The sequence below is a fragment of the Halopseudomonas aestusnigri genome, from assembly GCF_002197985.1.
GTDB lineage: Bacteria > Pseudomonadota > Gammaproteobacteria > Pseudomonadales > Pseudomonadaceae > Halopseudomonas > Halopseudomonas aestusnigri.
This window is the reverse complement of sequence record NZ_NBYK01000004.1, coordinates 107354-130284: the sequence shown is the minus strand read 5'-3', so window position 1 is coordinate 130284 and position 22931 is coordinate 107354. Positions and strand designations below refer to the sequence as shown.

Below are 22931 nucleotides of genomic sequence, written 5' to 3'. Positions count from 1 at the left end.
CGGCTGATAATGCACGGCGTGACGGGGTGACTGGAGTGATCGAGCCTATTCAGGTGGCAAGTGACAACGGCGGCCAATTGCAGCTGCAGCGCCTGGCTGCAGCGCCCGCGTCGGGGCCTGTGGTCCTGTTGCTGCATGGTGCCATGTCCGACAGTCGGGTATTTTTGCCTGCCGAACACGGGCTGGCCCGTTATCTTGCGGAGCAGGGCTGCTGCGTTTACGTAGCCGATCTGCGCGGCCACGGTGACAGTCTGCCCGCGCTCGGTGGGCCGCAGACGATCCGCATGACGGACCTGTTGCAGGCCGATATCCCTTCACTGCTTGAATGGCTGCGTTCCGAACATCCCGATCAGCGGCTGTTTGTCGTCAGCCACGGCTGGGGTGGCGTGTGGCTGGCGGCAGCGTTGATCCGCAAGCCGCAGTTGCTGGCCTCGATCAGCGGGCTGGTGCAGTTCGGCGTACGCCGTCGAGCGCTGGCCGGTGGCCGTTTTACCCGCCTCGCCCGGCGCTGTATCTGGGGGACGTTGGCGTCTATTGGCGGTCGGTTCAAGGGGCGCATCCCGGCCTGCTCAATGGGACTGGGCAGTCACGATGAGAGCGTCGATGTTCACACCGTTTGCCTGGCCTGGGAGCGCGGCGAATGGCGTGATCTTGAGGATGGTTTCGACTATGCTAGCGCCTTGAAGAGTCTGGCGTGGCCCCCCAGCCTGTATCTGGCTGGCGATCGTGATCGCGTGTTGGGGCACATGCAGGATGTCAGACGGTTTGCCCACGAGTTGGGCAGACATGATGCACAGGTAATCTTGCTGGAAAAGGGCCGGGGTTGCTCGCGCCATTACGGGCACACCGATCTGCTCACCCATCCGCAGGCAGAGCAGGATCATTTCCCGCTGATTGCCGACTGGCTGGCTCAGCGCCAGCAACCTACGCACACACAAGAGCTGTTCCCTCGCTGTAGCGCAGCGGACGTTGAGGGGGCGGCGTACATTACATGAGAAGAGGACCGACCGTGCACAGAGTCGTGATCAGCGGAACAGGTTTGTTTACCCCGTCCGAGAGCATCAGCAATGAAGAGCTGGTTGCCAGTTACAATGCCTACGTAGAGCGTTTCAACGCTGAGAATGCCGCAGCTATCGAGGCCGGTAGCGTTGAACCCCTGGCGTGCTCCAGTACCGAGTTTATCGAGAAGGCATCGGGCATCAAGGCTCGCTATGTCATTAACAAGAGCGGCATCCTGGACGTGGATCGTATGGTCCCTTCCATTCCCGAGCGCAGCGACGACGAACAATCGCTGCTGTGCGAGATGGCCGTGAAGGCTGCCCATCAGGCGCTTGAAGCTGCGGGTCGCACACCGGCTGATATCGATGGCGTCATCGTTGCCTGCTCCAACCTGCCGCGCGCCTATCCGGCACTGTCGGTTGAAGTGCAGGAAGCACTGGGCATCGAGGGTTTCGGGTTCGACATGAATGTGGCCTGCTCCTCGGCCACCTTCGGTATTCAGAATGCAGCCAATACCGTTGCCCTCGGTCAGGCCCGCGCCGTGCTGATGGTCAACCCTGAAGTCTGTACCGGCCACATGAGTTTCCGCGATCGCGACAGCCATTTCATTTTTGGTGATGCCTGCACCGCGGTGGTTATCGAGCGCGCCGAAGATGCGGTCTGCGAACACCCTTACGAGATCCTTGGCACCAAGCTGCTGACCAAGTTCTCCAACAACATCCGCAACAACTTCGGCTTCCTCAACCGCTGTGACGAGTCCGGCATCGGCGCGCGCGACAAGCTGTTCATGCAGAACGGTCGCAAGGTGTTCCGCGACGTATGCCCGATGGTCGCCGAACTGATCGGTGAGCACCTGACCGAAACCGGTCTCGCTGTTGCCGACGTCAAGCGCTTCTGGCTGCACCAGGCCAACCTCAACATGAACATGCTGATCGCCCGCAAGCTGCTCGGTCGTGACCCCAGCGTAGAAGAAGCGCCAGTGGTGCTCGATCAGTACGCGAACACCAGTTCTGCCGGTTCGATCATCGCGTTCCACCAGCACCAGGCTGACCTGCCGGTCGGCAGCCACGGCGTGATCTGCTCCTTCGGCGCGGGTTACTCCATCGGTAGCGTCATCGTCCGCAAGGGCTGATCCGTGTGACCGACGAGCAGGATCTGATTCAGCGCCTGCTCGCCGGAGAACAGGGCGCGTACCGTCAGCTGGTATCCACTTACCAGGGGGCCATGCGGGCAGTTGCGACGGCGATTGTCGGAATCGCCAATGCCGAAGAAGTGGTGCAGGAAAGCTGGCTTGCGGTCGTGCGCAACCTCAACGGGTTTGCCGCGCGCTCAAGTCTCAAGACCTGGCTGCTTACCATCACCGCCAACACCGCAAAGTCGCGCCTGCGCAAACAGCGTCGCGAGGTCCTGCTCGACGATCTGACCGGGCCGCATGGCTCCATCGACGACCGACGCTTTGCATCTGACGGGCACTGGGCCGGAGAGCTGCCGCTCTGGCACAGCGACTCTCCCGAAGCATTGCTTGACGAGCAGGCATTGCGTGACTGCCTCGAACATACCCTGAACTCGCTCTCCGAGCTGCAGCGCAGTGTGTTGCTGCTGCGTGAACGGCAGGGGCTCGAATTAACCGACATTTGTAACCTGCTGGACATCTCGCACTCCAATGTCAGGGTGCTGCTGCATCGCGCCCGTCTGAGTGTATTTGCGACGCTGGAGCATTTTGAGGTAACGGGCGAATGTTGACGTGCAAGGAGCTGGTTGGGCGGTCAAGCGATCTGCTGGATGGCGAGCTGAAGTTCAAGCAGCGCCTGGCGGTTGCGGCGCATCTTGCTGTCTGTCTGCGTTGCCGACGGTTCATTCGCCAGCTGCGGCTCAGTCAGCGGGTCATCCGCCAGCTGCCAGAGGCCGATGTGGCGGAGCTGGACGCGTTGCTCAAGGCAATGCAGGCGTTTCGCCGCGACCATCACTGACTCGTCAATCAGCGCTCGTATGTTTCCGGCGGGTGCCGGCCGTGTCACCCTCGACTGCTCTGAACCCCTCTATCTCGATGCTTTCAAGGTAAAGCTGTTTCCGTCTTCCTGGCGGAAGTGCTGCGTACGGAAAAAGTTCCCCTGTCATCGAATGTTCATGTCCGCGCAACTGATCTGAAATATGGCGCTGCCAGTATTCCCTCCAACACCGGGCGCCGCCCCATCCGGCGAGCCCCAATGTGTTGTTTCACTGTCAACGCAAAACATAACTGAGGGAAGACTCAATGACTCTGCGCAAGCACTTCGCTGGATTCGCCGTAACCGCACTGGCTGCCGCCATTCCGGCAGTCGCCATGGCCGATGTAAGCATCTACGGCCGCGCCCACGTATCCGTCGATTTCCTGGATGACGGTGCGGACTACTCCGAAACCAACCTGTCCAGCAACTCTTCCCGTCTGGGCTTCAAGGGTGACCACGAGATCAACCCGAACCTGACTGCCTTCTTCCAGATTGAGCAGCAGATCGACTTCGGTACCGACAACGGCAGCTCCTTCAACACCCGCGACACCTTCGTCGGTCTGAAAGGCAACTTTGGTTCCGCTCGTATGGGTCGTTTCGACAGCCCCTTCAAAGCAGCTCGCGGCCCGGCCAACCTGTTCGGCGATCAGGTCGGCGACATGCGCAACCTGACCCGCGTTGGCAACGCCCGCTTCGACGAGCGTTATGACAACACTCTGGAATACACCACGCCGGACATGAACGGCTTCTTCGCCAAACTGGGCTACTCCGTTCAGGAAAGCACCGTTAACGGAGAGGACACTGACGACAGCGTGATCAGCGGCTCCCTGAACTATGCTGGCGACGCTCTGGAAGCGGCTCTGGCCTACGAAGCTGCTGATGAAGACACTGGCCGCGGCGAGCGCGACGGTATCCGTGCCGCAGCTGCCTACAAGATCACTGATGGCTTCAAGCTGGTTGGTTTCTACCAGACTGTCGACTACACCAACCCGGCAGCGACTCAAGCTGTTCAGGACGCACTGACCTCCGACACTTACGGTCTGGGTGGCGAGCTGAAAGTCGGTTCCGCTACTGCGCTGAAAGCCATGTGGCTGACCCGCGACTCCGATGCCGACAACTTTGACAGCGACATGCTGGCTGTAGGTATCGAGCACAAGCTGGACAAGGCTGTTCGTGTCTACGCCAACTACGCCATGGTTGAAAACGACGAGAACGTTGCTCTGACTCCCTGGAGCCAGGCACGTACCGCCAACCCGGCTGGTGCACTGGGCGAAGATGCAACCGGCTTCTCGGTAGGCCTGCGTTACGACTTCTGATCCCGTCACCTGACAGGACCGAAGTAACCCGAAGCCGGACTGTTTGAGAAAACAGTCCGGCTTTGTCATTAAAGTGAAACCCTGCAGTCTTAATCTCGTCGCCAAGTGGTCATAAAGTGTGATCACGACCGGATCTCAATGTTCACTTGTGCCAGGAGTTCTATCCCATGCGTCAACTGCTCTGTCTCGCCGCCGCCGCGCTGCTGTCCGCTTGCGCCCAGCAGGCTCCCGTCAAACTGTACTCAGGCGCCGAACAGCCTGCTTCGCAGGTCCTGGTTGTTGAAATGCCCAACACCCTTGAGGTCCTCAATATCAACGGTCAGCCTGCGCCGGAAGCCAATCGCATGGTCGGCAACAACCTGCGTCAGCTGGAGCTGCAGCCGGGCAAGTACCGCATCAATGCGTACTTTGAAAACGGCTACGACGTGGGTGGCGGTCTGAGCCACGAAATCGTCCGTACCCGCAGCGCGACCTTCACCATCGACGGTCAGGCCGGCGAGGTTTGGCGCATTGAGTTCGATGAGCCGAGCAACCTGAAGCAGGCTCAGGAAATGGAAAATAACTTCGAAGGCGTCGCCGTCAATACCCGCACCGGCGAGCGTGTTGCCAGCGAACCGGGTCCGCGTTATGTGTCGCTGCTGGGCGAAATGTTCGGTTCTGGCACCATGGTCGCCACCCAGGATCACGGTATCGCCCCGATTGGCGCGGCTCCCCAGGCTACCGCGCAAGTCCCGATGGCCGTGCCGACTCCGTCGCAGGCTGCTGCGCCAGCCCAGACCCTGCCGCATGACGCATCGACCCTTGCTACCCTGAAGCAAATCTACCTGATGCTCAGCCCGGAAAGCCGTGACGCCTTCCTCGAATGGGCCGTTCAGTAATCGAGTAACACCCCGTAGGCTTGTGTGCTGCACCTTATTCCCCGCTCACGCGGGGATTTTTTTGTCTGTGTATCTGGCGGAAACGTCTGTGGGCTGGCGCTGCGTAGTAGGGTGGAGTAAGCCAAAGGCGTCTCCACCGATTCGCTGGCAAAGCAGCGACCAGCGCGGGAACATCGGCTGGACACGCCCTACGGTGTCTCTGCGTCGATGGCTTGCTGTACCTGGCGGTAAAAGGCCAAACGGTCCTTGCCCTGAGTGCCACCCTGATTATCTGTCGCCTGCGGCCAGTTGCCGTTCGCGGCAATAACCAGTTGGCGGTCAGGGTCGATAAAGATGCTTTGACCGAAAATGCCCTGGGCCATGTAGGCGCCGTCGTCGAGGGTCCACCACTGATAGCCGTAGCCGCGGCCCGGCACGCCGATATCCACCTGTTTGTGGGTAGCCTCGGTGATCCAGCCCTCGGGCAGTACCTGCTTTCCGCCGGCGATACCGCCGCCGAGCATGAACAGGCCGAAGCGGGCGTAGTCCCGGGTGGCGGCCTGCACGCAACAGCCGCTGATTTCATGGCCGGTGGAGCCGAGCAGCCAGGTGGCGTCCTGTTGCATGCCAAAGGGTTTCCAGATCTTTTCCGACAGATACTCCGCCAGCGGCTTATTGGTGGCTGAGCTGGCGAGCACGCCAATCAGGTTGGTCTCGCCGGTTTTGTACACCCATTTGGTACCGGGCTCGGCCTCGGCTTGCAGCTGGCGCATATAGCTGACGGTCACGTCCATACCAGGCTCGGCAGTGTGCGAGTTGAAGCGGGCTACGTCCGAGTTCGGGTCGGCGTAATCCTCGTTCCATGCCACGCCCGAGGTCATGGTAAGCAGCTGGGCTATGGTCACGTTGTCGTACGCCGAGCCCTTGAGGTCCGGTATGTAGTCCGACACCATGTCGTCGATACTTTTGATGTAACCGTCCTGAATCGCGGCGCCGACCAGCGTCGAGGTAAATGACTTGGCGACCGAGAAACTGGTCCAGCGCCCATCGGGGCCAAAGTCCATGGCGTACTTTTCGAGCCGTACCTTGCCGTTGTGCACGATGATCAGTGCCGCGGCACGCTGGGCGTCCATGTAGGCATCTATATCCAAACCTGCATCCAGCGGCGCGCCGTCGGGCAGGGCATATACGTTGTCACCGGCCTCGATTACCCGAGACTTGCTCAGAACCGGCAGGCGATCCAGTGCCCTGAAACCGGCATCGCGCTGATCTTCGGACCAGAACAGCACATTGGTACTGGTTGGCAGGTTAAGCGCCAGTCGGCGCATATCCTGGTCGGCCGTGACCCAGAAAACGCCGCAGGCGATTGCCAGCAGCACAATGATCGAAAGGATCCCTTTCTTCATGCGTGTACTCCATCTTTTATTGTTGTGGGCATAACTTACGGGAGTTGCGTGCAGGATGGGGGATTGCGCCGGCTGCATAAGCCGGCGTGATTCGGCAGCCGTCGCTTGCTAAATACCTGTGTGCGGCAGCCTAGCTGGCCGCGACGGGGTCAGTCCTGCGGCGCCTTGGCTATCAACTCGCGCTGCACGCGCACCGCCGTGCGCTTGGGCCGCACTTCCAGACCACGGCCTTCCAGGTGCGCCCGGGTAAAGGCGGCACCAAACAGCAGGATCATCGAGGAATAGTTCACCCAGAGCAGCAGCAGGGCCAGCGAGCCGGCAGCGCCATAGGCCGACGCGGTAGCCGAGTAGGCCAGATAGAGTGCAATCAGGGAGCGGCCGGCGGCGAACAGTACTGCTGTAATAAAGGCGCCTACCAGCACATCACGCCACGACAGCAGCACATCCGGCAGAATCTTGAACATCGCCGCAAACAGCAGCGTGGTCAACGCCAGAGACAGGCAAAACTCCATCGCCACCATGGCCGGTGCCGGAACGGGCAGCCAGCTGTCGGCAAAGGCCATTACTGCACTGAAGGCGACAGACAGCGTCAGCGACACCAGCAGAATAAAACCGATAGCCAGAATCAGGGTCAGCGACAGCAGGCGACTTTTGATCAACAGCCAAAGGTTGTTACGCGACGGGCGCGGTGCCACGCCCCAGATCTGGTTCAGCGACTGCTGCATCTTGCCGAACACCGTGGTTGCACCAACGATGGTCGCCAGAATGCCAATCAACGCCGGCCAGATGCCGCTCTGATCTATCTGCGAATTGGCTACCGCCGTCTGAATAACCCCCGCCGCCTCGGGCCCGATGGTGCCCTCAAGCTGCGCAAACAGCTGACCCTCTACCGCGCGCTCACCCAACACAAACCCCACCAGCGCCACGACCACCACCAGCACCGGCGCGATGGAAAACACCGTGAAAAACGCCAGAGCAGCGGCATAAATAAAGGCCTGGCTATCAAGCCAGTTCTGCACCGCTGCGCGGAAAATACCGAACCAGTGCCTGATCATAGGGCGCCACTGCCGTGGGAACTGAAAGCCATTGTCGAGAAAGCCTTATGTCGCTGTTGTTGTGTGGGTCAGGGGCATTGTAGACATGCGCAGCGGAGTGGGGCCAGTGGCAAGGGAGCAGGATGCCGACTTTGCACAGCCAGCACTATCGCTGTTAGTAGTCCTTGGCTTGGGCATCGGTCTGCATGGCCCAGAGGTGGGCGGCGACCAGGGCTTTCCAGGAGCCGAACTGGGCGAGCCATTGTTGGGTAAATGCTTGGTCCGGTGCTTCGGCCAGATCGAGCAGGGCACCGAGGCGTTTGCGCACCACGACGTCGCCGTGCATGGAGCCGTCGAGTATGCCGTAGCCGCGCAGCAGGATATAGCTCTGGGTCCAGGGGCCGATGCCTTTGATGCTGGCGAGGCCTTCGACAATGGCTGCGGTGGGGGACGGGGTGGTGGCAGCCCAGGTGTCCAATGGCAACTGGTTGCTTTCTACTGCCTCGGCCAGGCGTATCAGGGTGGCGGCTTTGCTGGCGGACAGGCCGCAGCTGCGCAGCTCGTCTGGTGACGCGCCCAGCAGTGCGCTGGGTTGGGGGTGGCAATGCATGCCGTTGGTCAGTGGCGTACCCAGTGCGCGAATAACGCGGCGGCGTACGGAGATGGCAGCTTCGACGCTGATCATCTGGCCGATGATGGCCCAACACGCGGCTTCAAACGGGCTGGCGCTTTGCGGCATGCGCAGGCCGGGTGTTTGCCTGAGCAGCCGGGCGATCTCGGGGTGTGCGCCGTGGGCAATGCGCAGGCCGTCGATGTCCTGATTGAGGCCGAGCAGGTTGCGCAGGTAATGCAGGAACGCAGTGGTGTCGGGTTCTGCAATCGACAGCTGGGCCAGCACGCTGCCGGGTTCGCTGAAATCCAGTTGCAGCAGGGTGGGGTGGCCTTGCCTGTGCAGGGCCTTTTCGATGCGCTGGCCTGTTGTGCGTTCCGAGACCTGCTCGCGGTCACGGGCGTAGAAGCGCAGCACATCGGCATGACGAAAGTCGGCGGGCAGGGTGAGGCGCAGTGCGGTACCGGGTTCAGTCATCCTTTGGGCCCTGCGCTTCGCGTTGCAGGAGCGCGCGTTTGCGTTCTATGCCCCAGCGGTAGCCAGACAGGCTGCCGTCGCTGCGGACAATACGGTGGCAGGGCACGACGATAGCCAGCGGGTTGGCAGCGCAGGCGCCGGCGACCGCCCTTGCGGCGCTGGGCGAGCCCATGGCCTCGGCCAGCTCGGAGTAGCTTCGGGTCTGGCCTGGCGGGATGGCTTGCAGCGCCTGCCAGACGCGCCGTTGAAAGGCGGTGCCGCGAATGTCCAGCGGCAGCTGCTGCGCCTGGTGTGGTGACTCGATCAGCGCGACCACGGCGCTCAGCTGGTCGCCAAGGCCCGTATCGGGCGTGCACTGGGCTTTCGGAAAGCGTGCTCGCAAATCAGCTTCCAGCAGGGTGTCATCATCACCCAGCAGGATCGAGCAGATGCCCTGTGCGCTGCGGGCGACCAGCACGCGGCCGAGCGGGCAGGGACCGATGGCAAAACCGATCTGTTGCTTGCAGCCGCCCCGACGATAATCCGCCGCAGGCATACCGAGTTCACCGGGGGCTTCAGCGTAAAAGTGGCTGGTCGAGCCAAACCCGGCAGCGAAAGCGGCATCTGTCGCTGTTGGGGCGTCGGCAAGCTGTTGCAGCAGACGTTTTTGCCGCACGGCGCGGGCATACTCTTTGGGTGTCACGCCGGTTTCTCTGCGGAATTCACGTTGCAGGTGCCAGCGACTCAGCCCGGCTGCTTCGGCCAGGTGCTGCAAGGTTGGCGCCTGCTCGGCCTGCTCAATCAGGCGGCAGAGGCGGGTAATGCGCGCCTGCCGAGCGGCATCTGGATCGGTGTCCGGTTTGCAGCGCAGGCAGGGGCGAAAGCCTGCCGCACGAGCCTCGGTTGTGTTGTCGAAGAAACGCAGGTTTTCGGTGCGTGCGTGACGGGATGGACAGCTAGGGCGGCAATACACGCCAGTGGTGATCACAGCGTAGATAAAGCGGCCATCTGCGGCGGCATCTCGGGCCTGGATCTGCTGCAGGCGCTGCCGGGTCAGACTGTCTGGAGGTGTATGGATCATTGCCGTGTCTCGCCGAGGTGTCTGCTATCGATGTTGCCTGCGGCAGATCGGGGCTGCATCCGGTATCTTGCTACTGAATCGGCAGCCGGTCATCATCGGCTGCTGTGTCATTTGCCGGATGGGTTTTGCTCCATGGTGCCGAAACGCTTACGTTCGATCAATGATGTTGATGCCGCCAGCTGGGACGCTCTGCTCGCGGCGGACTATCCGTTTCTGTGCCACGGCTTTCTGCGCGCACTGGAAGAAAGCGGAGCGGTATGCGCGGCCTCTGGCTGGGAGCCTGCACACCGGGTGGTCGAGCAGGACGGTGAGCTGCTGGCACTGATGCCGCTGTATCGCAAAAGCCACTCCTGGGGTGAGTACGTGTTCGACTGGCAATGGGCCGAAGCCTGGGAGCGGGCGGGGCAGCGCTATTATCCGAAATACCTCAGTGCGGCGCCGTTTTCACCGGTGCAGGGGCCGCGTTTGATCGCACGGGACCCGGCGGCGGCCGGTGCGCTGCTTGGCGGGCTGGATGCCGAGTTGCAGGCCGGTGAGGTGTCCAGCCTCCATCTGCTGTTCAATCTTGGCAGCGAGAACGATCTGTTGCAGGAGCATGGCTGGCTGCAGCGACTGGGTTGCCAGTTTCACTGGTACAACCGGGGCTATCAGTGCTTCGATGACTTTCTGGCCGCCTGCAACTCGCGCAAGCGCAAGAACTTTCGCAAGGAGCGGCAGGCGATTCGCGATCAGGGGATCGAGTTCCGCTGGCTGACCGGCGAGCAATCGGATGAGGCGGTCTGGCGGCAGTTCTACCCGTTTTACGCGGCGACCTATTACAAGCGCGGACAGGAGCCCTATCTGCCGCCTGAGTTTTTTATCTTGTTGAACCGTTACTGCCAGGCCAGCGTTCGCCTGCTGTTTGCCATGCAGGGTGAGCGGCCGGTGGCAGGTGCGCTGTTCCTCGCGGGTGGCGACACCCTGTATGGGCGTTACTGGGGTTGCCTTGAGGAGTTTGACCGCCTGCACTTTGAGACCTGTTTCTATCAGGGTATGGAGCGCTGCATTGCTGAAGGGCTAAAGCGGTTTGATGCCGGGGCGCAGGGTGAGCACAAGCTGGTGCGCGGCTTTGAGCCGGTGTTGACACAGTCATGGCACAAGCTGCAGCCGGGCTTGCACGGGGCGGTAGCGGATTTTTTGCTGCGCGAGCGCGCGGGGGTGAAAGCCTATCGGCAGGAGGCAATCAGCTACCTGCCATTCCGGCAGGCAACTGAGTAGCGGGCTTACTCGGTGCCGTCTTCCAGGCGGGTGGCGCTGATGATGGTGACCGGGTTGACCGGTACGTTCTGGTGCCCGCTGCGGCTGGTGGTGGGTACCTTGCCGATGGTTTCAACAACCTGTTCACCGCTGACGACCTTGCCGAACACGGCATAGCCGAAGTCGCGTGAGCCGTGGTCGAGGAAGTCGTTGTTATCCAGATTGATGAAGAACTGGCTGGTGGCACTGTCGACTACGCCGGTGCGGGCCATGGCGAGGGTGTAGCGCAGATTGCGCAGGCCGTTGTCGGCTTCGTTCTTGATCGGGTTGCCGGTTTCACGCTGACGCATGTTGCTGTCGAAGCCGCCGGTCTGAATCATGAAGCCCGGGATCACACGGTGGAAAATCACGCCGTCGTAGTGGCCTGCTTCGACATAACGCAGGAAGTTGGCGGCGCTGATGGGTGCCTGCTCCTCGTTCAGCTCGACAACGATGTCGCCGAGGTTGGTGGTCAGTTGCACACGCGGGTTTTCGGCCAGCGCGGTGCTGCTGAGCAGCAGCAGGGTAGTGGCACCAATCAGGTGTTTGAGCATGGTTTGACTCCGTGGTCAGAGGGTGGAAAGGCCTGCCTGGGCAGGCTCTGTCGTTGTTGTTACGCGGCTGCTGTCGACCTGGCTCAGGAAATTCAGCAACAGCGTGTTGAAAGCGTCGGGTTGGTCAACCGGGGTAGCGTGCCGTGAATCGGCAATCACCTCAAGCCTGGCGTCGCCCATGCGACTGACGTATTCGCGCTTGAGGTCAACCGGGGTGTAATCCTGATCGGCGCTGACGACCAGCACCGGGCAACTGATACGGTCCAGTTGGTTACTGACGCCCCAGCCGACGATCGCCCGCAGCGACGCCAGATAGCTGCGTCGATGGTTGGCGGTCCAGCGCTGGATGAATGTTTGCCGATGGTTCACCTGCTCAGGCTTGGGGAACAGCAGGCGAGAGAGCCCCTTGGCGATGGTCGACATTGGTAATACGTGGGCGAAAAACAGGCGCTTGCCGGCCATCCAGAGTTCAGCCGGGCGACGAGGGATGACCTCGGGTGCGCTATTGACGATGGTCAGACTGGCCGGCACCTCAGGGGCGTCCGTGGCGAGCTGGAAGGCGATCATGCCGCCCATCGACAGGCCGACGATATGCGGCTTTTCCAGCCCCATTGCCTCGATGAAGGCCAGGCAGTCCCGGGCGAACTGGGCTATCGAGTATCCCTTGCCGGTTTTGTCGGTGCCGCCGTGGCCACGCATATCCAGGCACAGCACGCGGTAATGGACGCTGAGCGCGGGTATCTGGTATTCCCAGTCCTGCTCGCTGGAACCAAGACCGTGCAGCAAGAGTACTGGCTGGCCCGAGCCCTGGTCGGTGTAATGGAATTCACAGTCGTTCAGTCGGATCTGTGGCATGGACGGCGTCCCTGACGAATAGAGATGGCATTCTATGCATGGACGTCCTGTCAATTGAAGTGCTGCATCAGTCTGTCATCGAATGTTCAATGATCAGGTCGGCAAGAATTCGCGTGGCCGGGCCGACCGGACGGTCCTTGTTGGCGTACAGGAACAGTGGTACCGAGCGGTTGGCGCCTTTCTCCAGCGGCAAGGCTTTCAGTTTGCCGTCGTTGATCAGGTGGCGTATCTCGTGGCAGGGTAGCCAGGCAAAGCCCAGGCCGCTGGCGACCATGCGGGCGGCGGTGCCCAGACTGGCTACCGTCCAGCGTTGCTCGGCGCCAAGCCAGCCGGAATCCCTGGGCTTGTGCTGCCCCGAGTCGCGGATAACGATCTGCAGGTGGCCTTGCAGATCGTCATGGGTCAGGCTGCGCTGCAATTGGTGCAGCGGATGCTCGGGGTGGGCAACCGCGACGAAGTCGACCGAGTTGAGCTGTTGCGGCAGGAAGCCGGCGATGCTGAGCCCGGAAATGGCCAGGTCGGCGGAGCCATCAAGCAGGCAATCTTCCACACCGGAGAGCACCTCCTCGCGCAGTTGTACCCGGCAGCCACGGCTTTGTGGCATGAACGCGCGCAGGGCACTGGCCAGCCGTTCGGTCGGGTAAGCGGCGTCGACTACCAGACGCACTTCCGGCTCCCAGCCCAGCTCCATCTCGGTGGCCAGCATTTCCAGCTGACTCGCCTGCGACAGCAACTGGCGGGAGCGCCTGAGCAGCACCGTACCGGCCTCGGTCAGCACCGCCTTGCGGCCCTCAATGGTCAGCAGCGGCACGCCCAGTTGTTCCTGCATGCGCGCTACCGTGTAGCTGACCGAGGACTGTGAGCGGTGCAGCGCCTCAGCTGCCTGGGCAAAGCCGCCGTGGTCGATGACCGCCTGCAGGGTGCGCCATTGTTCGAGGGTTACACGTGGTGCTTTCATCTTGCCATCCTCTGCCGTATCGTATTTGAGCGTGCCCGTCTCGGGGCACGCCCGACGCTTGCGCGCGTCGTGCATCTGTATTGCCGCAAGGAGTTTTCGATGCGTACTCTCGCCTCCGCCAGCGCACTGACCTGTTTGTTACTGCCCGCGGTTGCACAGGCCTTTCCAATCGATCTGGAAGCGCATCTCGATGGGGTAACCATCGAAACCCGGACCACGGACATCAGCAATATCGCAACGGTGACGCTGCGTAATGCCGGGGCTAACACGGCTCTGTGCGAGGCGACGTTCGTCAACGGCCCGGAACGGCCTGCGCCGCGCCGGGTGCGACTGGCCGCGGGGGAGAGCACGGTGGTCAGTCAGTCTTTCCAGCGGGCTATCACTCGCGTCAGGGTCGATGTGCGCTGCAGCGCAAACTGAATATATCAATTTAGCCGATTGGTATTAGCGTATTTTTGCGCTTTTTTATCTTTTTATTGGTTCTATCATGGCGCCATCCTTTACCGAAAGATGGAGTCGAGCCATGAAAAAAATCCTTGTAGTGCAGTCCAGTGCCCGTCAGGAAGGGTCGCTGACCCGCGAATACACCGCGCAGCTGGTGCGCCAGATTGAAGCGGCCAACCCCGGTTCCTGGGTAGTGACCCGCGACTTGGGCGCTGAGCCGATCCCCCACCTTGACGGTACCCTGCTTGGCGGCTGGATGAAGCCAGCCGAGGAACAGACTGAGGAGGAGCGGGCAGCCGCTGCCCGGTCGGAGCAGTTGATCGATGAGTTGCTTGCCAGCGATATCGTCGTGATTGGCTCTTCCATGTATAACTTCGGCATTACTTCTACCTTGAAAAGCTGGTTCGACCACGTTTTGCTGGCCGGGCGCACCTTCAAGTACACCGAAAATGGACCTGTAGGTCTGGCAGGTGATCGCAAGGTCTATGTGGTGACCGCCCGTGGTGGCCGCTATGCCGGTACGCCGATCGACTTCCAGGAGCCCTACATTCGTCAGTTGCTGGGCTTTATCGGCATTCAGGATGTGGAGTTCGTCAACGTTGAAGGTCAGGCGTTGGGCGAAGAAGAGGCTGCCAAGGGCCGCGCTGAAGCGGATCAGGCTTTGGCTGCCATCGCCTGATAAAACGCAGGCAATAAAAAACCCGGCAATCAGCCGGGTTTTTTAATTTGGCTCCGCGACCTGGACTCGAACCAGGGACCCAATGATTAACAGTCATTTGCTCTACCGACTGAGCTATCGCGGAATGGACGCTGCGCACTTTACCAAAAAAATGATGGAAGTCAACGCCTTGAAGCCAATTGATCAATCAGGCGTGAAACTCACGCCTTCATGACCGCAGCCATTGCCTGGGCAACGGCGTCGATGTTGCTGTTATTCAGCGCCGCGACACAGATGCGGCCGCTGCCAACAGCGTAGATGCCGAACTCGTCAGCCAGGCGCGCCACCTGCTCCTTGCTAAGGCCCGAGAAGGAGAACATGCCGCGCTGACGCTGAATGAAGCTGACGTCCTGTTCGACGCCGGCTGCCTGCAGCTTCTGAACCAGGGCTGCGCGCATGTCGCGGATACGGTCGCGCATTTCGGCCAGCTCGTCTTCCCACAGGGCGTAGAGCTCAGGATTGGTAAGTACCGCTGCAACTACCTTGGCACCGTGGGTTGGCGGGTTGGAGTAATTGGTGCGGATAACGCGCTTGAGCTGCGACAGCACCGGTGCAGTTTCTTCCTTGCTGCTGGTAACCATGGTCAGGGCGCCAACGCGCTCGCCATACAGCGAGAAGGATTTGGAGAAGGAACTGGCGACCAGGAATGGCAGGCCGGACTCGGCAAACAGGCGCACGGCAACCGCGTCGTCTTCGAGATTCTCGCCGAAGCCCTGATAGGCGATGTCGAGGAAGGGGACAAGCTGGCGGCGGCCAACAACGTCGATGACCTTGGCCCAGTCAGCCAGGCTCAGATCGACACCGGTCGGGTTGTGGCAGCAGGCGTGCAGAATAACCACGGTGCCTTCGGCCAGCGCTTCCAAGTCCGCCAGCATGCCGCTCAGGTTCAGACCGTTGGTTGCCGGGTCGAAGTAGGTGTAGTCGACGACATCGTAACCGGCGGCTTCGAACAGTGCGCGATGGTTTTCCCAGCTCGGATTGCTGATGGCGACGGTTCGCTTGCCGGTCAGGCGATAAAGGAAGTCAGCGCCCAGTTTCAGGGCGCCGGTGCCGCCGAGCGCCTGGGCAGTAATGATGCGACCGGAGGAGAGCAGGGTGGAGTCAGCGCCGAACAGCAGCTTTTGCACCGCCTGATCGTAGGGTGCCAGGCCGTCGATCGGCAGGTAGGCGCGGGCGGCATGTTCTGCAACGCGGGCTTCTTCGGCGGCCTGTACTGCGCGCAGCAGCGGCACCTTGCCTGACTCGTCACTGTATACCCCAACACCCAGATTGACTTTGTTCGCACGGGTATCGGCGTTGAACGCTTCGTTCAAGCCAAGGATAGGATCACGCGGGGCCAGTTCTACCGGGGAAAACAAACTCATGATATGGGCAAACTCGATACAGGTGAATGTAGGGTGTCGGGCTATGCCAGGGGACTGCACTGAAGCTGCGGATTGACGAGGGTGGGTTGCTTTGCCCCGCCATCAGGGTTCTGTCAGTGCCATCTTAGCGGCCGTTCATTATAAGGAACTGATCAGATAACTCCAATCGGGTTCCCTTCGCGTTGCGCGTCTTTTTGCCGCGAATGCGCTCTCAAGGCAGACGACAGCTTTGCTGATAGCGTCACTGCGAGGCAGTGACGGACGCGCTGGGGTTGTGTCGGGTATGATGTGCGATTGTCGTAATAGTGGGAGATCGTCGACCGTGTCTGAGTTCAATCTGCAAACCCGCTTTCAGCCCGCCGGCGATCAGCCGATAGCGATCGCTCAGTTGGTCGAGGGCCTCGAGGCAGGGCTGTCGCACCAGACGCTTTTGGGTGTGACTGGCTCCGGCAAGACCTTTACCATTGCCAATGTCATTCAGCAGATGCAGCGGCCGGCGATCATCATGGCTCCGAACAAGACCCTCGCTGCGCAGCTGTACGGGGAGTTCAAGGAGTTCTTTCCGCACAACGCGGTCGAGTACTTCGTTTCCTATTACGATTACTACCAGCCTGAAGCCTATGTGCCGTCCTCCGATACCTATATTGAGAAGGATGCTTCCATCAATGATCACATTGAACAGATGCGGCTGTCGGCGACCAAGGCGCTGATGGAGCGGCCTGACGCCATCATCGTGGCGACGGTGTCGGCTATTTATGGTCTGGGCGACCCTGAGTCCTACCTGCGCATGGTGCTGCATGTTGATCGCGGCGATCAGGTGGATCAGCGGACCTTGCTGCGCAGGCTGGCCGAGCTGCAGTACACCCGCAACGACATGGAGCTGGCCCGGGCCACTTACCGTGTGCGCGGTGATGTGATCGACATCTTTCCGGCGGAATCTGACCTCGAGGCCATTCGTATCGAACTGTTCGATGATGAGGTCGAGACGATCAGTTTCTTCGACCCGCTAACGGGTGAGGTTTTGCGTAAGGTTCCGCGCGTAACTGTTTATCCTAAAAGCCATTATGTAACACCTCGTGAGACATTGCTTGAGGCTGTGGAACATATCAAGGTGGAGCTGGATGCGCGCCTCGCGGTACTGAAGGAGCAGAACAAGCTGGTTGAAATGCAGCGGCTGGAGCAGCGTACCCGCTTTGATCTGGAGATGATTCTGGAACTGGGTTACTGCAATGGCATCGAGAATTACTCGCGCTACCTGTCCGGTCGCGAGCCGGGTGCGCCGCCGCCAACGCTGTTTGATTATCTGCCGCAGAACGCGCTGCTGATCATCGACGAATCCCATGTGTCGGTGCCGCAGGTGGGGGCGATGTACAAGGGTGACCGTTCGCGCAAGGAGACCCTGGTCGAGTATGGCTTCCGTCTGCCGTCGGCCTTGGATAACCGGCCAATGCGCTTTGATGAGTGGGAGGCGATATCACCGCAAACGATCTTTGTTTCGGCTACGCCCGGCCCTTATGAAGAGGCGCATGCCGGGCGGGTGGTCGAGCAGGTGGTGCGGCCAACCGGTCTGGTTGACCCGCTGATTGAAGTGCGCCCGGCGACCACCCAGGTCGACGATCTATTGTCCGAGATACGCTTGCGGGTCGATAAGGGAGAGCGCGTGCTGGTCACCACGCTGACCAAGCGCATGGCCGAGGATCTGACGGACTATCTGGGGGATCACGGTGTGCGGGTGCGCTATCTGCATTCGGACATTGATACGGTGGAGCGGGTCGAGATTATCCGTGACCTGCGTACCGGGGCCTTCGATGTGCTGGTGGGCATCAACCTGCTGCGTGAGGGGCTGGACATGCCGGAGGTGTCACTGGTTGCCATTCTGGATGCAGATAAAGAGGGCTTTCTGCGTTCCGAACGATCGTTGATCCAGACCATCGGCCGCGCGGCGCGTAACCTGAACGGCAAGGCGATACTCTACGCCGATCGTATTACCGGGTCGATGGAGCGCGCCATCGGCGAAACCGAGCGCCGCCGCGAGAAACAGATCAACTTCAACAAGGAGCATGGCATCACCCCGCGGGGCGTTACCAAGAGCGTGGCGGATATTCTGGAGGGTGCGGTGGTGCCTGGCAGTCGCAGTGGCCGTCGTCGTCAGCAGAAGGTGGCAGAAGAGGGGGCGGGATATTCTGCGCCGCGCACGCCGGGCGAAATCACCAAGCGTATCGGCGAGCTGGAAGAGAAAATGTTCCAGCACGCGCGTGATCTGGAATTCGAGTCGGCTGCCCAGTTGCGTGACCAGATCCAGAAATTGCGCGATCAATTGATGCAGGTCTGAATCGGATTCAGAGGTTTTGCTCGTTATTTGAGCGTTTTGGATAAAGAATAATCAGGTGCTGGTTGTTTGTTGATCGCCCTGCTGGCGATTCAAGCTTTTTTCAGGTTTTCAGTAACTTAGTGGTTGACAGGGTTAAGGGAGGTGCGTAAAGTTCGCCTCCATCGCAGGCACGTAGCTCAGTTGGTTAGAGCACCACCTTGACATGGTGGGGGTCGTTGGTTCGAATCCAATCGTGCCTACCAAATTAGAAACCCGGTCCCTGTGGCCGGGTTTTTTTCTTTCTGCACCGCTTCAGGTGCTTCTGCAGTAGCCCGCAAGGGCTGCCGGCAATCGTGATGCCGGTCTGACTGCAGCGAGTCGCTGGGGCGGTTCATCCATCACGTGGCCTTGCGTAGGGGTCACCACTGAGAAGGAGAGGCACATGCCCGTAATTACTCTTCCTGACGGCAGTCAGCGCGTTTTTGAAAATCCTGTTTCCGTTGCAGACGTTGCGCAGTCCATTGGCGCCGGCCTTGCCAAGGCAACCATTGCCGGCAAAGTCGATGGGCGTCTGGTCGATGCCTGTGATCTGATCGAGCAGGACGCGACCCTGCAGATCATTACCGCCAAGGACGAGGAAGGGGTCGAAATCATTCGCCACTCCTGTGCTCACCTGGTGGGTCATGCGGTCAAGCAGCTGTATCCGGCGGCCAAGATGGTCATCGGTCCGGTTATCGATGACGGCTTTTATTACGATATTTCCTTCGAGCGCCCCTTTACGCCGGAAGACATGGCCGCCATCGAAAAGCGTATGGCTGAGCTGATCGACACCAATTACGACGTGATCAAAAAGGTGACCCCGCGTGATGAGGTCATCAAGGTGTTCGAGTCCCGTGGTGAGGAGTACAAGCTGCGCCTGGTTGAGGATATGCCGGACGAAAAGGCCATGGGCCTCTACTACCACGAAGAATATGTCGACATGTGCCGCGGCCCGCACGTGCCGAACACGCGCTTTCTGAAAGCGTTCAAGCTGACCCGTATCTCCGGTGCTTACTGGCGCGGCGATGCCAAGAATGAGCAGCTGCAGCGTATCTATGGCACTGCCTGGGCGGACAAGAAGCAGCTGGCAGCCTACATCCAGCGTATGGAAGAGGCCGAGAAGCGCGATCATCGCAAGATCGGCAAGCGTCTGGACCTGTTCCACACCCAGGAAGAAGCGCCGGGCATGGTGTTCTGGCATCCCAATGGCTGGTCTATCTACCAGGTGCTTGAACAGTACATGCGCAAGGTCCAGCTGGACGCCGGTTATAAAGAGATCAAGACACCTCAGGTGGTTGATCGCGTGCTGTGGGAGCGTTCAGGTCACTGGGAGCACTACGCGGCGAACATGTTTACCACCGAGTCGGAAAGCCGTGATTACGCGGTCAAGCCGATGAACTGTCCGTGTCACATCCAGGTGTTCAATCAGGGTCTCAAGAGCTACCGCGAGCTGCCGCTGCGTCTGGCCGAGTTCGGCTCCTGCCATCGCAATGAGCCCTCCGGTTCGCTGCACGGTCTGATGCGCGTGCGTGGCTTTACCCAGGACGATGCGCATATCTTCTGTACCGATGAGCAGGTCAAGAAGGAAGCCAGCGACTTTATCGCGCTGACGCTGCAGGTCTACCGGGATTTCGGCTTTGACGACGTTGAGCTGAAGCTGTCCACTCGTCCGGAAAGCCGGGTTGGTGATGACGCATTGTGGGATCGCGCCGAAAAAGGTCTTGAGGACGCGCTCAATGAAGCCGGTCTGAAGTGGGATTTGCAGCCGGGTGAGGGCGCTTTCTACGGTCCGAAGATCGAATTCTCCCTGCGTGACTGTATCGGTCGGGTCTGGCAGTGCGGTACTCTGCAGCTGGACTTCATGTTGCCGGGCCGTCTGGGCGCCCAGTACGTCGCCGAAGATGGTGCGCGCAAGACCCCGGTCATGCTGCACCGTGCGATCCTCGGTTCGTTCGAGCGTTTTATCGGTATTCTGATCGAACATTACGCCGGCGACTTCCCGGCATGGCTCGCGCCGACGCAGGCAGCGGTACTGAATATCACCGATAATCAGGCCGAATTCTGCAGTGAAGTCGAGAAATCCCTGAAGGATATGGGGTATAGAGTGGTTGCGGACTTGAGAAACGAGAAGATCGGCTTTAAAATCCGCGAGCACACTTTGCACAAGACTCCCTACCTGCTGGTTGTAGGTGATCGGGAAGTCGAGTCGCACACCGTGGCCGTGCGCACGCGAGAGGGTAAAGATCTGGGTTCAATGACTGTAACCGAGTTCGCTGATTTCCTATCTCGCGCTGTGGCACAACGAGGCCGCCCGAATTCGGAGCAATAAAGATTAAACGCGAGATGAGACAAGACAAAAGAGCCGCACAACGCCCGCCGATTAACGAAAACATCACGGCGCGTGAAGTGCGCCTGATTGGTGCAGATGGCGAGCAGATCGGCATCGTATCCATTCAGGAAGCGCTGGCCGCAGCTGAAGAAGTCAAGCTGGACCTGGTTGAAATCTCTCCCGATGCGGCGCCGCCCGTATGCCGCATCATGGACTACGGCAAGCACATCTTCGAAAAGAAGAAACAGCAAGCCGCAGCGCGCAAGAATCAGAAGCAGATTCAGATCAAGGAAATCAAGTTTCGTCCAGGGACGGAAGAGGGTGACTATCAGGTCAAGCTTCGCAACCTGATTCGTTTCCTCTCTGAAGGGGACAAGGCCAAGGTATCGTTGCGATTCCGTGGTCGCGAAATGGCCCATCAGGAGCTGGGCATGGAGCTGTTGAAACGGGTCGAAAACGACCTGCTTGAATACGGCACCGTGGAACAGCACCCGAAGATGGAAGGTCGTCAGCTGATGATGGTCATCGCCCCCAAAAAGAAAAAGTAATCTCCAGGGCAACGCCAGGCCTTGCGATTATTTGATGCACTTCAATTTGGAGTAACTGAACATGGCAAAGATGAAGACCAAAAGTGGCGCTGCCAAGCGCTTCAAGAAAACCGGGAACGGCATCAAGCACAAGCATGCTTTCAAAAGCCACATCCTGACCAAGATGAGCACCAAGCGTAAGCGTCAACTTCGCGGCACTTCGCAGCTGAACGCTGCTGACGTCCAAAAAGTCGAGCGCATGCTGCGTCTGCGTTAATCATCAAGGTTACAGGTTAGAGGAAGAAAGCAATGGCTCGTGTAAAACGTGGTGTCATGGCGCGCAAGCGTCACAAGAAAGTTCTCAAGCTGGCTAAAGGTTACTACGGCGCGCGTTCACGCGTGTTCCGCGTTGCCAAGCAAGCGGTTATCAAAGCTGGTCAGTACGCATATCGTGACCGCAAGCAGCGCAAGCGTCAGTTCCGCGCGCTGTGGATTGCCCGTATCAACGCTGGTGCTCGTCAGAACGGTCTGTCCTACAGCCGCCTGATCGCTGGCCTGAAAAAGGCGTCCGTCGAGATCGATCGTAAGGTTCTGGCCGATCTGGCCGTGAACGAAAAAGCGGCGTTTACCGCGATTGTCGAAAAAGCAAAGGCTAGCCTGGCTTAAGCCCTCGTTACGACAATCACCGCGCCTTCGGGCGCGGCTGGCAACGTCAATGATAGGGGAAGAGCCTCAAAGCTCTTCCCCTATTTTTGTTTCTGGAGTACGTGTTGATGGAAAACCTCGACGCCCTGGTCGCACAAGCACTTGAGGCAATCAAACAGGCAGCTGATGTGGCTGCGCTGGAGAATATCCGCGTTCAGTATCTTGGCAAGAAGGGCGAGCTGACCCAGGTGATGAAGACTCTGGGCAACATTCCGGCCGAGGAGCGTCCCAAGGTTGGCGCGCTGGTCAACCAGGCTAAAGAGCAGGTTCAGAGCGTGCTCAATGGACGCAAGTCCGAGATGGAAAGCGCTGCGATGAATGCCCGTCTGGCTGCCGAGCGTTTGGATGTCACGTTGCCCGGCCGTGGTCAGACTACCGGTGGTTTGCACCCGGTTACCCGCACCATGGAGCGGATTGAACAGATTTTTGCCCACGTCGGTTATACCGTCGCGGAAGGCCCGGAAGTGGAAGACGACTACCACAACTTCGAGGCGCTGAATATTCCGGGTCACCACCCGGCGCGTGCCATGCACGATACCTTCTACTTCAATGCCAACACCCTGCTGCGTACCCACACCTCGCCGGTTCAGGTGCGCACCATGGAGAGCCAGCAGCCGCCGATTCGCATCATCTGTCCGGGTCGCGTGTACCGCTGCGACTCCGACCAGACCCATTCGCCGATGTTCCATCAGGTTGAAGGTCTGCTGATTGACGAGGGTGTGAGCTTTGCCGATCTGAAGGGCACCATTGAGCAGTTCCTGCGCGAGTTCTTCGAGGCTGATCTCGAAGTCCGTTTCCGCCCGTCGTTCTTCCCCTTCACCGAACCTTCCGCCGAGGTGGATATTCGCCGCCGCGTAGTCAAGAACGGTGAAGAAAAGGCCGACTGGCTGGAAGTCCTGGGTTGCGGCATGGTGCACCCGGAGGTGCTGCGCATGTCCGGTATCGACCCGGAGAAATACCAGGGGTTTGCTTTCGGGATGGGCGTCGAGCGCCTGACCATGCTGCGTTATGGCGTGGGCGATCTGCGCATTTTCTTCGACAACGATCTGCGTTTCCTTGAGCAGTTCCGTTGAGCGCCGCATCCGCAACCCTTTTGACAGCAGGA

23 protein-coding genes and 2 tRNA genes are annotated in these 22931 nt (G+C 59.9%); 16 read left to right on the top strand and 9 right to left on the bottom strand.

Annotated features, from left to right (window positions below; genetic code table 11):
- The first annotated feature begins 35 nt into the window (after positions 1–35).
- From B7O88_RS08315 to B7O88_RS08290, 6 genes are all read left to right on the top strand, one after another.
- Entirely contained in the window at positions 36–995 is a 960-nt protein-coding gene (locus tag B7O88_RS08315) for an alpha/beta fold hydrolase (RefSeq protein WP_103904629.1), read from the top strand.
- A gap of 14 nt (positions 996–1009) precedes the next feature.
- Positions 1010–2131 (top strand): beta-ketoacyl-ACP synthase III, encoded by a 1122-nt coding sequence (locus B7O88_RS08310; RefSeq protein WP_088275107.1) that lies wholly within the window; start codon positions 1010–1012, stop codon positions 2129–2131.
- Positions 2131–2742 (top strand): RNA polymerase sigma factor, encoded by a 612-nt coding sequence (locus B7O88_RS08305; protein ID WP_088275105.1) that lies wholly within the window; start codon positions 2131–2133, stop codon positions 2740–2742. Before B7O88_RS08310 ends, B7O88_RS08305 begins: the two co-directional genes overlap by 1 nt.
- Entirely contained in the window at positions 2736–2969 is a 234-nt protein-coding gene (locus tag B7O88_RS08300) for an anti-sigma factor family protein (RefSeq protein WP_088275103.1), read from the top strand. The genes B7O88_RS08305 and B7O88_RS08300 overlap by 7 nt, the downstream gene beginning before the upstream one ends.
- 284 nt (positions 2970–3253) lie before the next feature.
- Positions 3254–4303 (top strand): porin, encoded by a 1050-nt coding sequence (locus tag B7O88_RS08295; protein ID WP_088275101.1) that lies wholly within the window; start codon positions 3254–3256, stop codon positions 4301–4303.
- Positions 4304–4470: 167 nt separating this feature from the next.
- On the top strand, positions 4471–5181 hold the full coding sequence (locus B7O88_RS08290; protein ID WP_088275099.1) for a DUF2057 family protein: 711 nt from the start codon (positions 4471–4473) through the stop codon (positions 5179–5181).
- Between the two features lie 188 nt (positions 5182–5369).
- Here B7O88_RS08290 and B7O88_RS08285 read toward each other — a convergent pair whose 3' ends face one another.
- The 4 genes from B7O88_RS08285 to ada all read right to left on the bottom strand — a co-directional run bounded on the left by B7O88_RS08285 (position 5370) and on the right by ada (position 9747).
- Entirely contained in the window at positions 5370–6566 is a 1197-nt protein-coding gene (locus tag B7O88_RS08285; protein ID WP_088275097.1) for a serine hydrolase domain-containing protein, read from the bottom strand.
- A gap of 149 nt (positions 6567–6715) precedes the next feature.
- Positions 6716–7621, bottom strand: coding sequence for a YihY/virulence factor BrkB family protein (locus B7O88_RS08280; RefSeq protein WP_088275095.1), 906 nt, complete (start codon positions 7619–7621; stop codon positions 6716–6718).
- A 154-nt stretch (positions 7622–7775) separates the two neighbouring features.
- Positions 7776–8687 (bottom strand): DNA-3-methyladenine glycosylase 2, encoded by a 912-nt coding sequence (locus tag B7O88_RS08275; RefSeq protein WP_088275093.1) that lies wholly within the window; start codon positions 8685–8687, stop codon positions 7776–7778.
- Positions 8680–9747 carry a bifunctional DNA-binding transcriptional regulator/O6-methylguanine-DNA methyltransferase Ada gene (gene ada / locus B7O88_RS08270; RefSeq protein WP_088275091.1) on the bottom strand — a complete coding sequence of 356 codons (1068 nt, stop codon included), beginning with the start codon at positions 9745–9747 and terminating at the stop codon, positions 8680–8682. The genes B7O88_RS08275 and ada overlap by 8 nt, the downstream gene beginning before the upstream one ends.
- A 132-nt stretch (positions 9748–9879) precedes the next feature.
- Between ada and B7O88_RS08265 the strand changes: the two genes are divergently transcribed.
- Complete coding sequence (locus B7O88_RS08265) at positions 9880–11004, top strand: GNAT family N-acetyltransferase (RefSeq protein WP_088275089.1); 1125 nt, start codon at positions 9880–9882, stop codon at positions 11002–11004.
- A gap of 5 nt (positions 11005–11009) precedes the next feature.
- Here B7O88_RS08265 and B7O88_RS08260 read toward each other — a convergent pair whose 3' ends face one another.
- The 3 genes from B7O88_RS08260 to B7O88_RS08250 form a co-directional block, all read right to left on the bottom strand.
- On the bottom strand, positions 11010–11576 hold the full coding sequence (locus tag B7O88_RS08260; RefSeq protein ID WP_088275087.1) for a peptidylprolyl isomerase: 567 nt from the start codon (positions 11574–11576) through the stop codon (positions 11010–11012).
- Between the two features lie 15 nt (positions 11577–11591).
- Positions 11592–12431, bottom strand: a complete 840-nt coding sequence (locus B7O88_RS08255; protein WP_088275085.1) for an alpha/beta fold hydrolase — start codon at positions 12429–12431, stop codon at positions 11592–11594.
- Positions 12432–12498: 67 nt separating this feature from the next.
- A complete protein-coding gene (locus tag B7O88_RS08250; RefSeq protein ID WP_088275083.1) occupies positions 12499–13389 on the bottom strand; it encodes a LysR family transcriptional regulator in 891 nt (296 codons plus the stop codon).
- A 99-nt stretch (positions 13390–13488) separates the two neighbouring features.
- On the opposite strand from B7O88_RS08250, the gene B7O88_RS08245 reads away from it, so the two are divergent.
- Together B7O88_RS08245 and B7O88_RS08240 are read left to right on the top strand one after the other, a co-directional pair.
- Positions 13489–13809 carry a 3-phosphoglycerate kinase gene (locus tag B7O88_RS08245; RefSeq protein WP_088275081.1) on the top strand — a complete coding sequence of 107 codons (321 nt, stop codon included), beginning with the start codon at positions 13489–13491 and terminating at the stop codon, positions 13807–13809.
- 103 nt (positions 13810–13912) lie between these two features.
- A complete protein-coding gene (locus B7O88_RS08240; RefSeq protein ID WP_088275079.1) occupies positions 13913–14512 on the top strand; it encodes an FMN-dependent NADH-azoreductase in 600 nt (199 codons plus the stop codon).
- A gap of 48 nt (positions 14513–14560) precedes the next feature.
- Here B7O88_RS08240 and B7O88_RS08235 read toward each other — a convergent pair.
- Positions 14561–14636 (bottom strand) — tRNA-Asn (locus B7O88_RS08235).
- A gap of 76 nt (positions 14637–14712) precedes the next feature.
- On the bottom strand, positions 14713–15915 hold the full coding sequence (locus B7O88_RS08230; protein ID WP_088275077.1) for an amino acid aminotransferase: 1203 nt from the start codon (positions 15913–15915) through the stop codon (positions 14713–14715).
- A gap of 286 nt (positions 15916–16201) precedes the next feature.
- On the opposite strand from B7O88_RS08230, the gene uvrB reads away from it, so the two are divergent.
- The 7 genes from uvrB to pheS all read left to right on the top strand — a co-directional run bounded on the left by uvrB (position 16202) and on the right by pheS (position 22899).
- Complete coding sequence (gene uvrB / locus B7O88_RS08225) at positions 16202–18247, top strand: excinuclease ABC subunit UvrB (RefSeq protein WP_172409660.1); 2046 nt, start codon at positions 16202–16204, stop codon at positions 18245–18247.
- Between the two features lie 165 nt (positions 18248–18412).
- A tRNA-Val gene (locus tag B7O88_RS08220) sits at positions 18413–18489 on the top strand.
- A gap of 179 nt (positions 18490–18668) precedes the next feature.
- A complete protein-coding gene (thrS, locus tag B7O88_RS08215; RefSeq protein WP_088275075.1) occupies positions 18669–20594 on the top strand; it encodes a threonine--tRNA ligase in 1926 nt (641 codons plus the stop codon).
- Complete coding sequence (gene infC, locus B7O88_RS08210) at positions 20591–21142, top strand: translation initiation factor IF-3 (protein ID WP_172409659.1); 552 nt, start codon at positions 20591–20593, stop codon at positions 21140–21142. The genes thrS and infC overlap by 4 nt, the downstream gene beginning before the upstream one ends.
- 61 nt (positions 21143–21203) lie before the next feature.
- Positions 21204–21398, top strand: coding sequence for a 50S ribosomal protein L35 (gene rpmI, locus B7O88_RS08205; protein WP_083727856.1), 195 nt, complete (start codon positions 21204–21206; stop codon positions 21396–21398).
- A gap of 32 nt (positions 21399–21430) precedes the next feature.
- On the top strand, positions 21431–21787 hold the full coding sequence (rplT, locus tag B7O88_RS08200; protein ID WP_083727855.1) for a 50S ribosomal protein L20: 357 nt from the start codon (positions 21431–21433) through the stop codon (positions 21785–21787).
- A gap of 107 nt (positions 21788–21894) precedes the next feature.
- Positions 21895–22899, top strand: a complete 1005-nt coding sequence (gene pheS, locus B7O88_RS08195) for a phenylalanine--tRNA ligase subunit alpha (protein WP_088275073.1) — start codon at positions 21895–21897, stop codon at positions 22897–22899.
- The last annotated feature ends 32 nt before the right edge of the window (positions 22900–22931 follow it).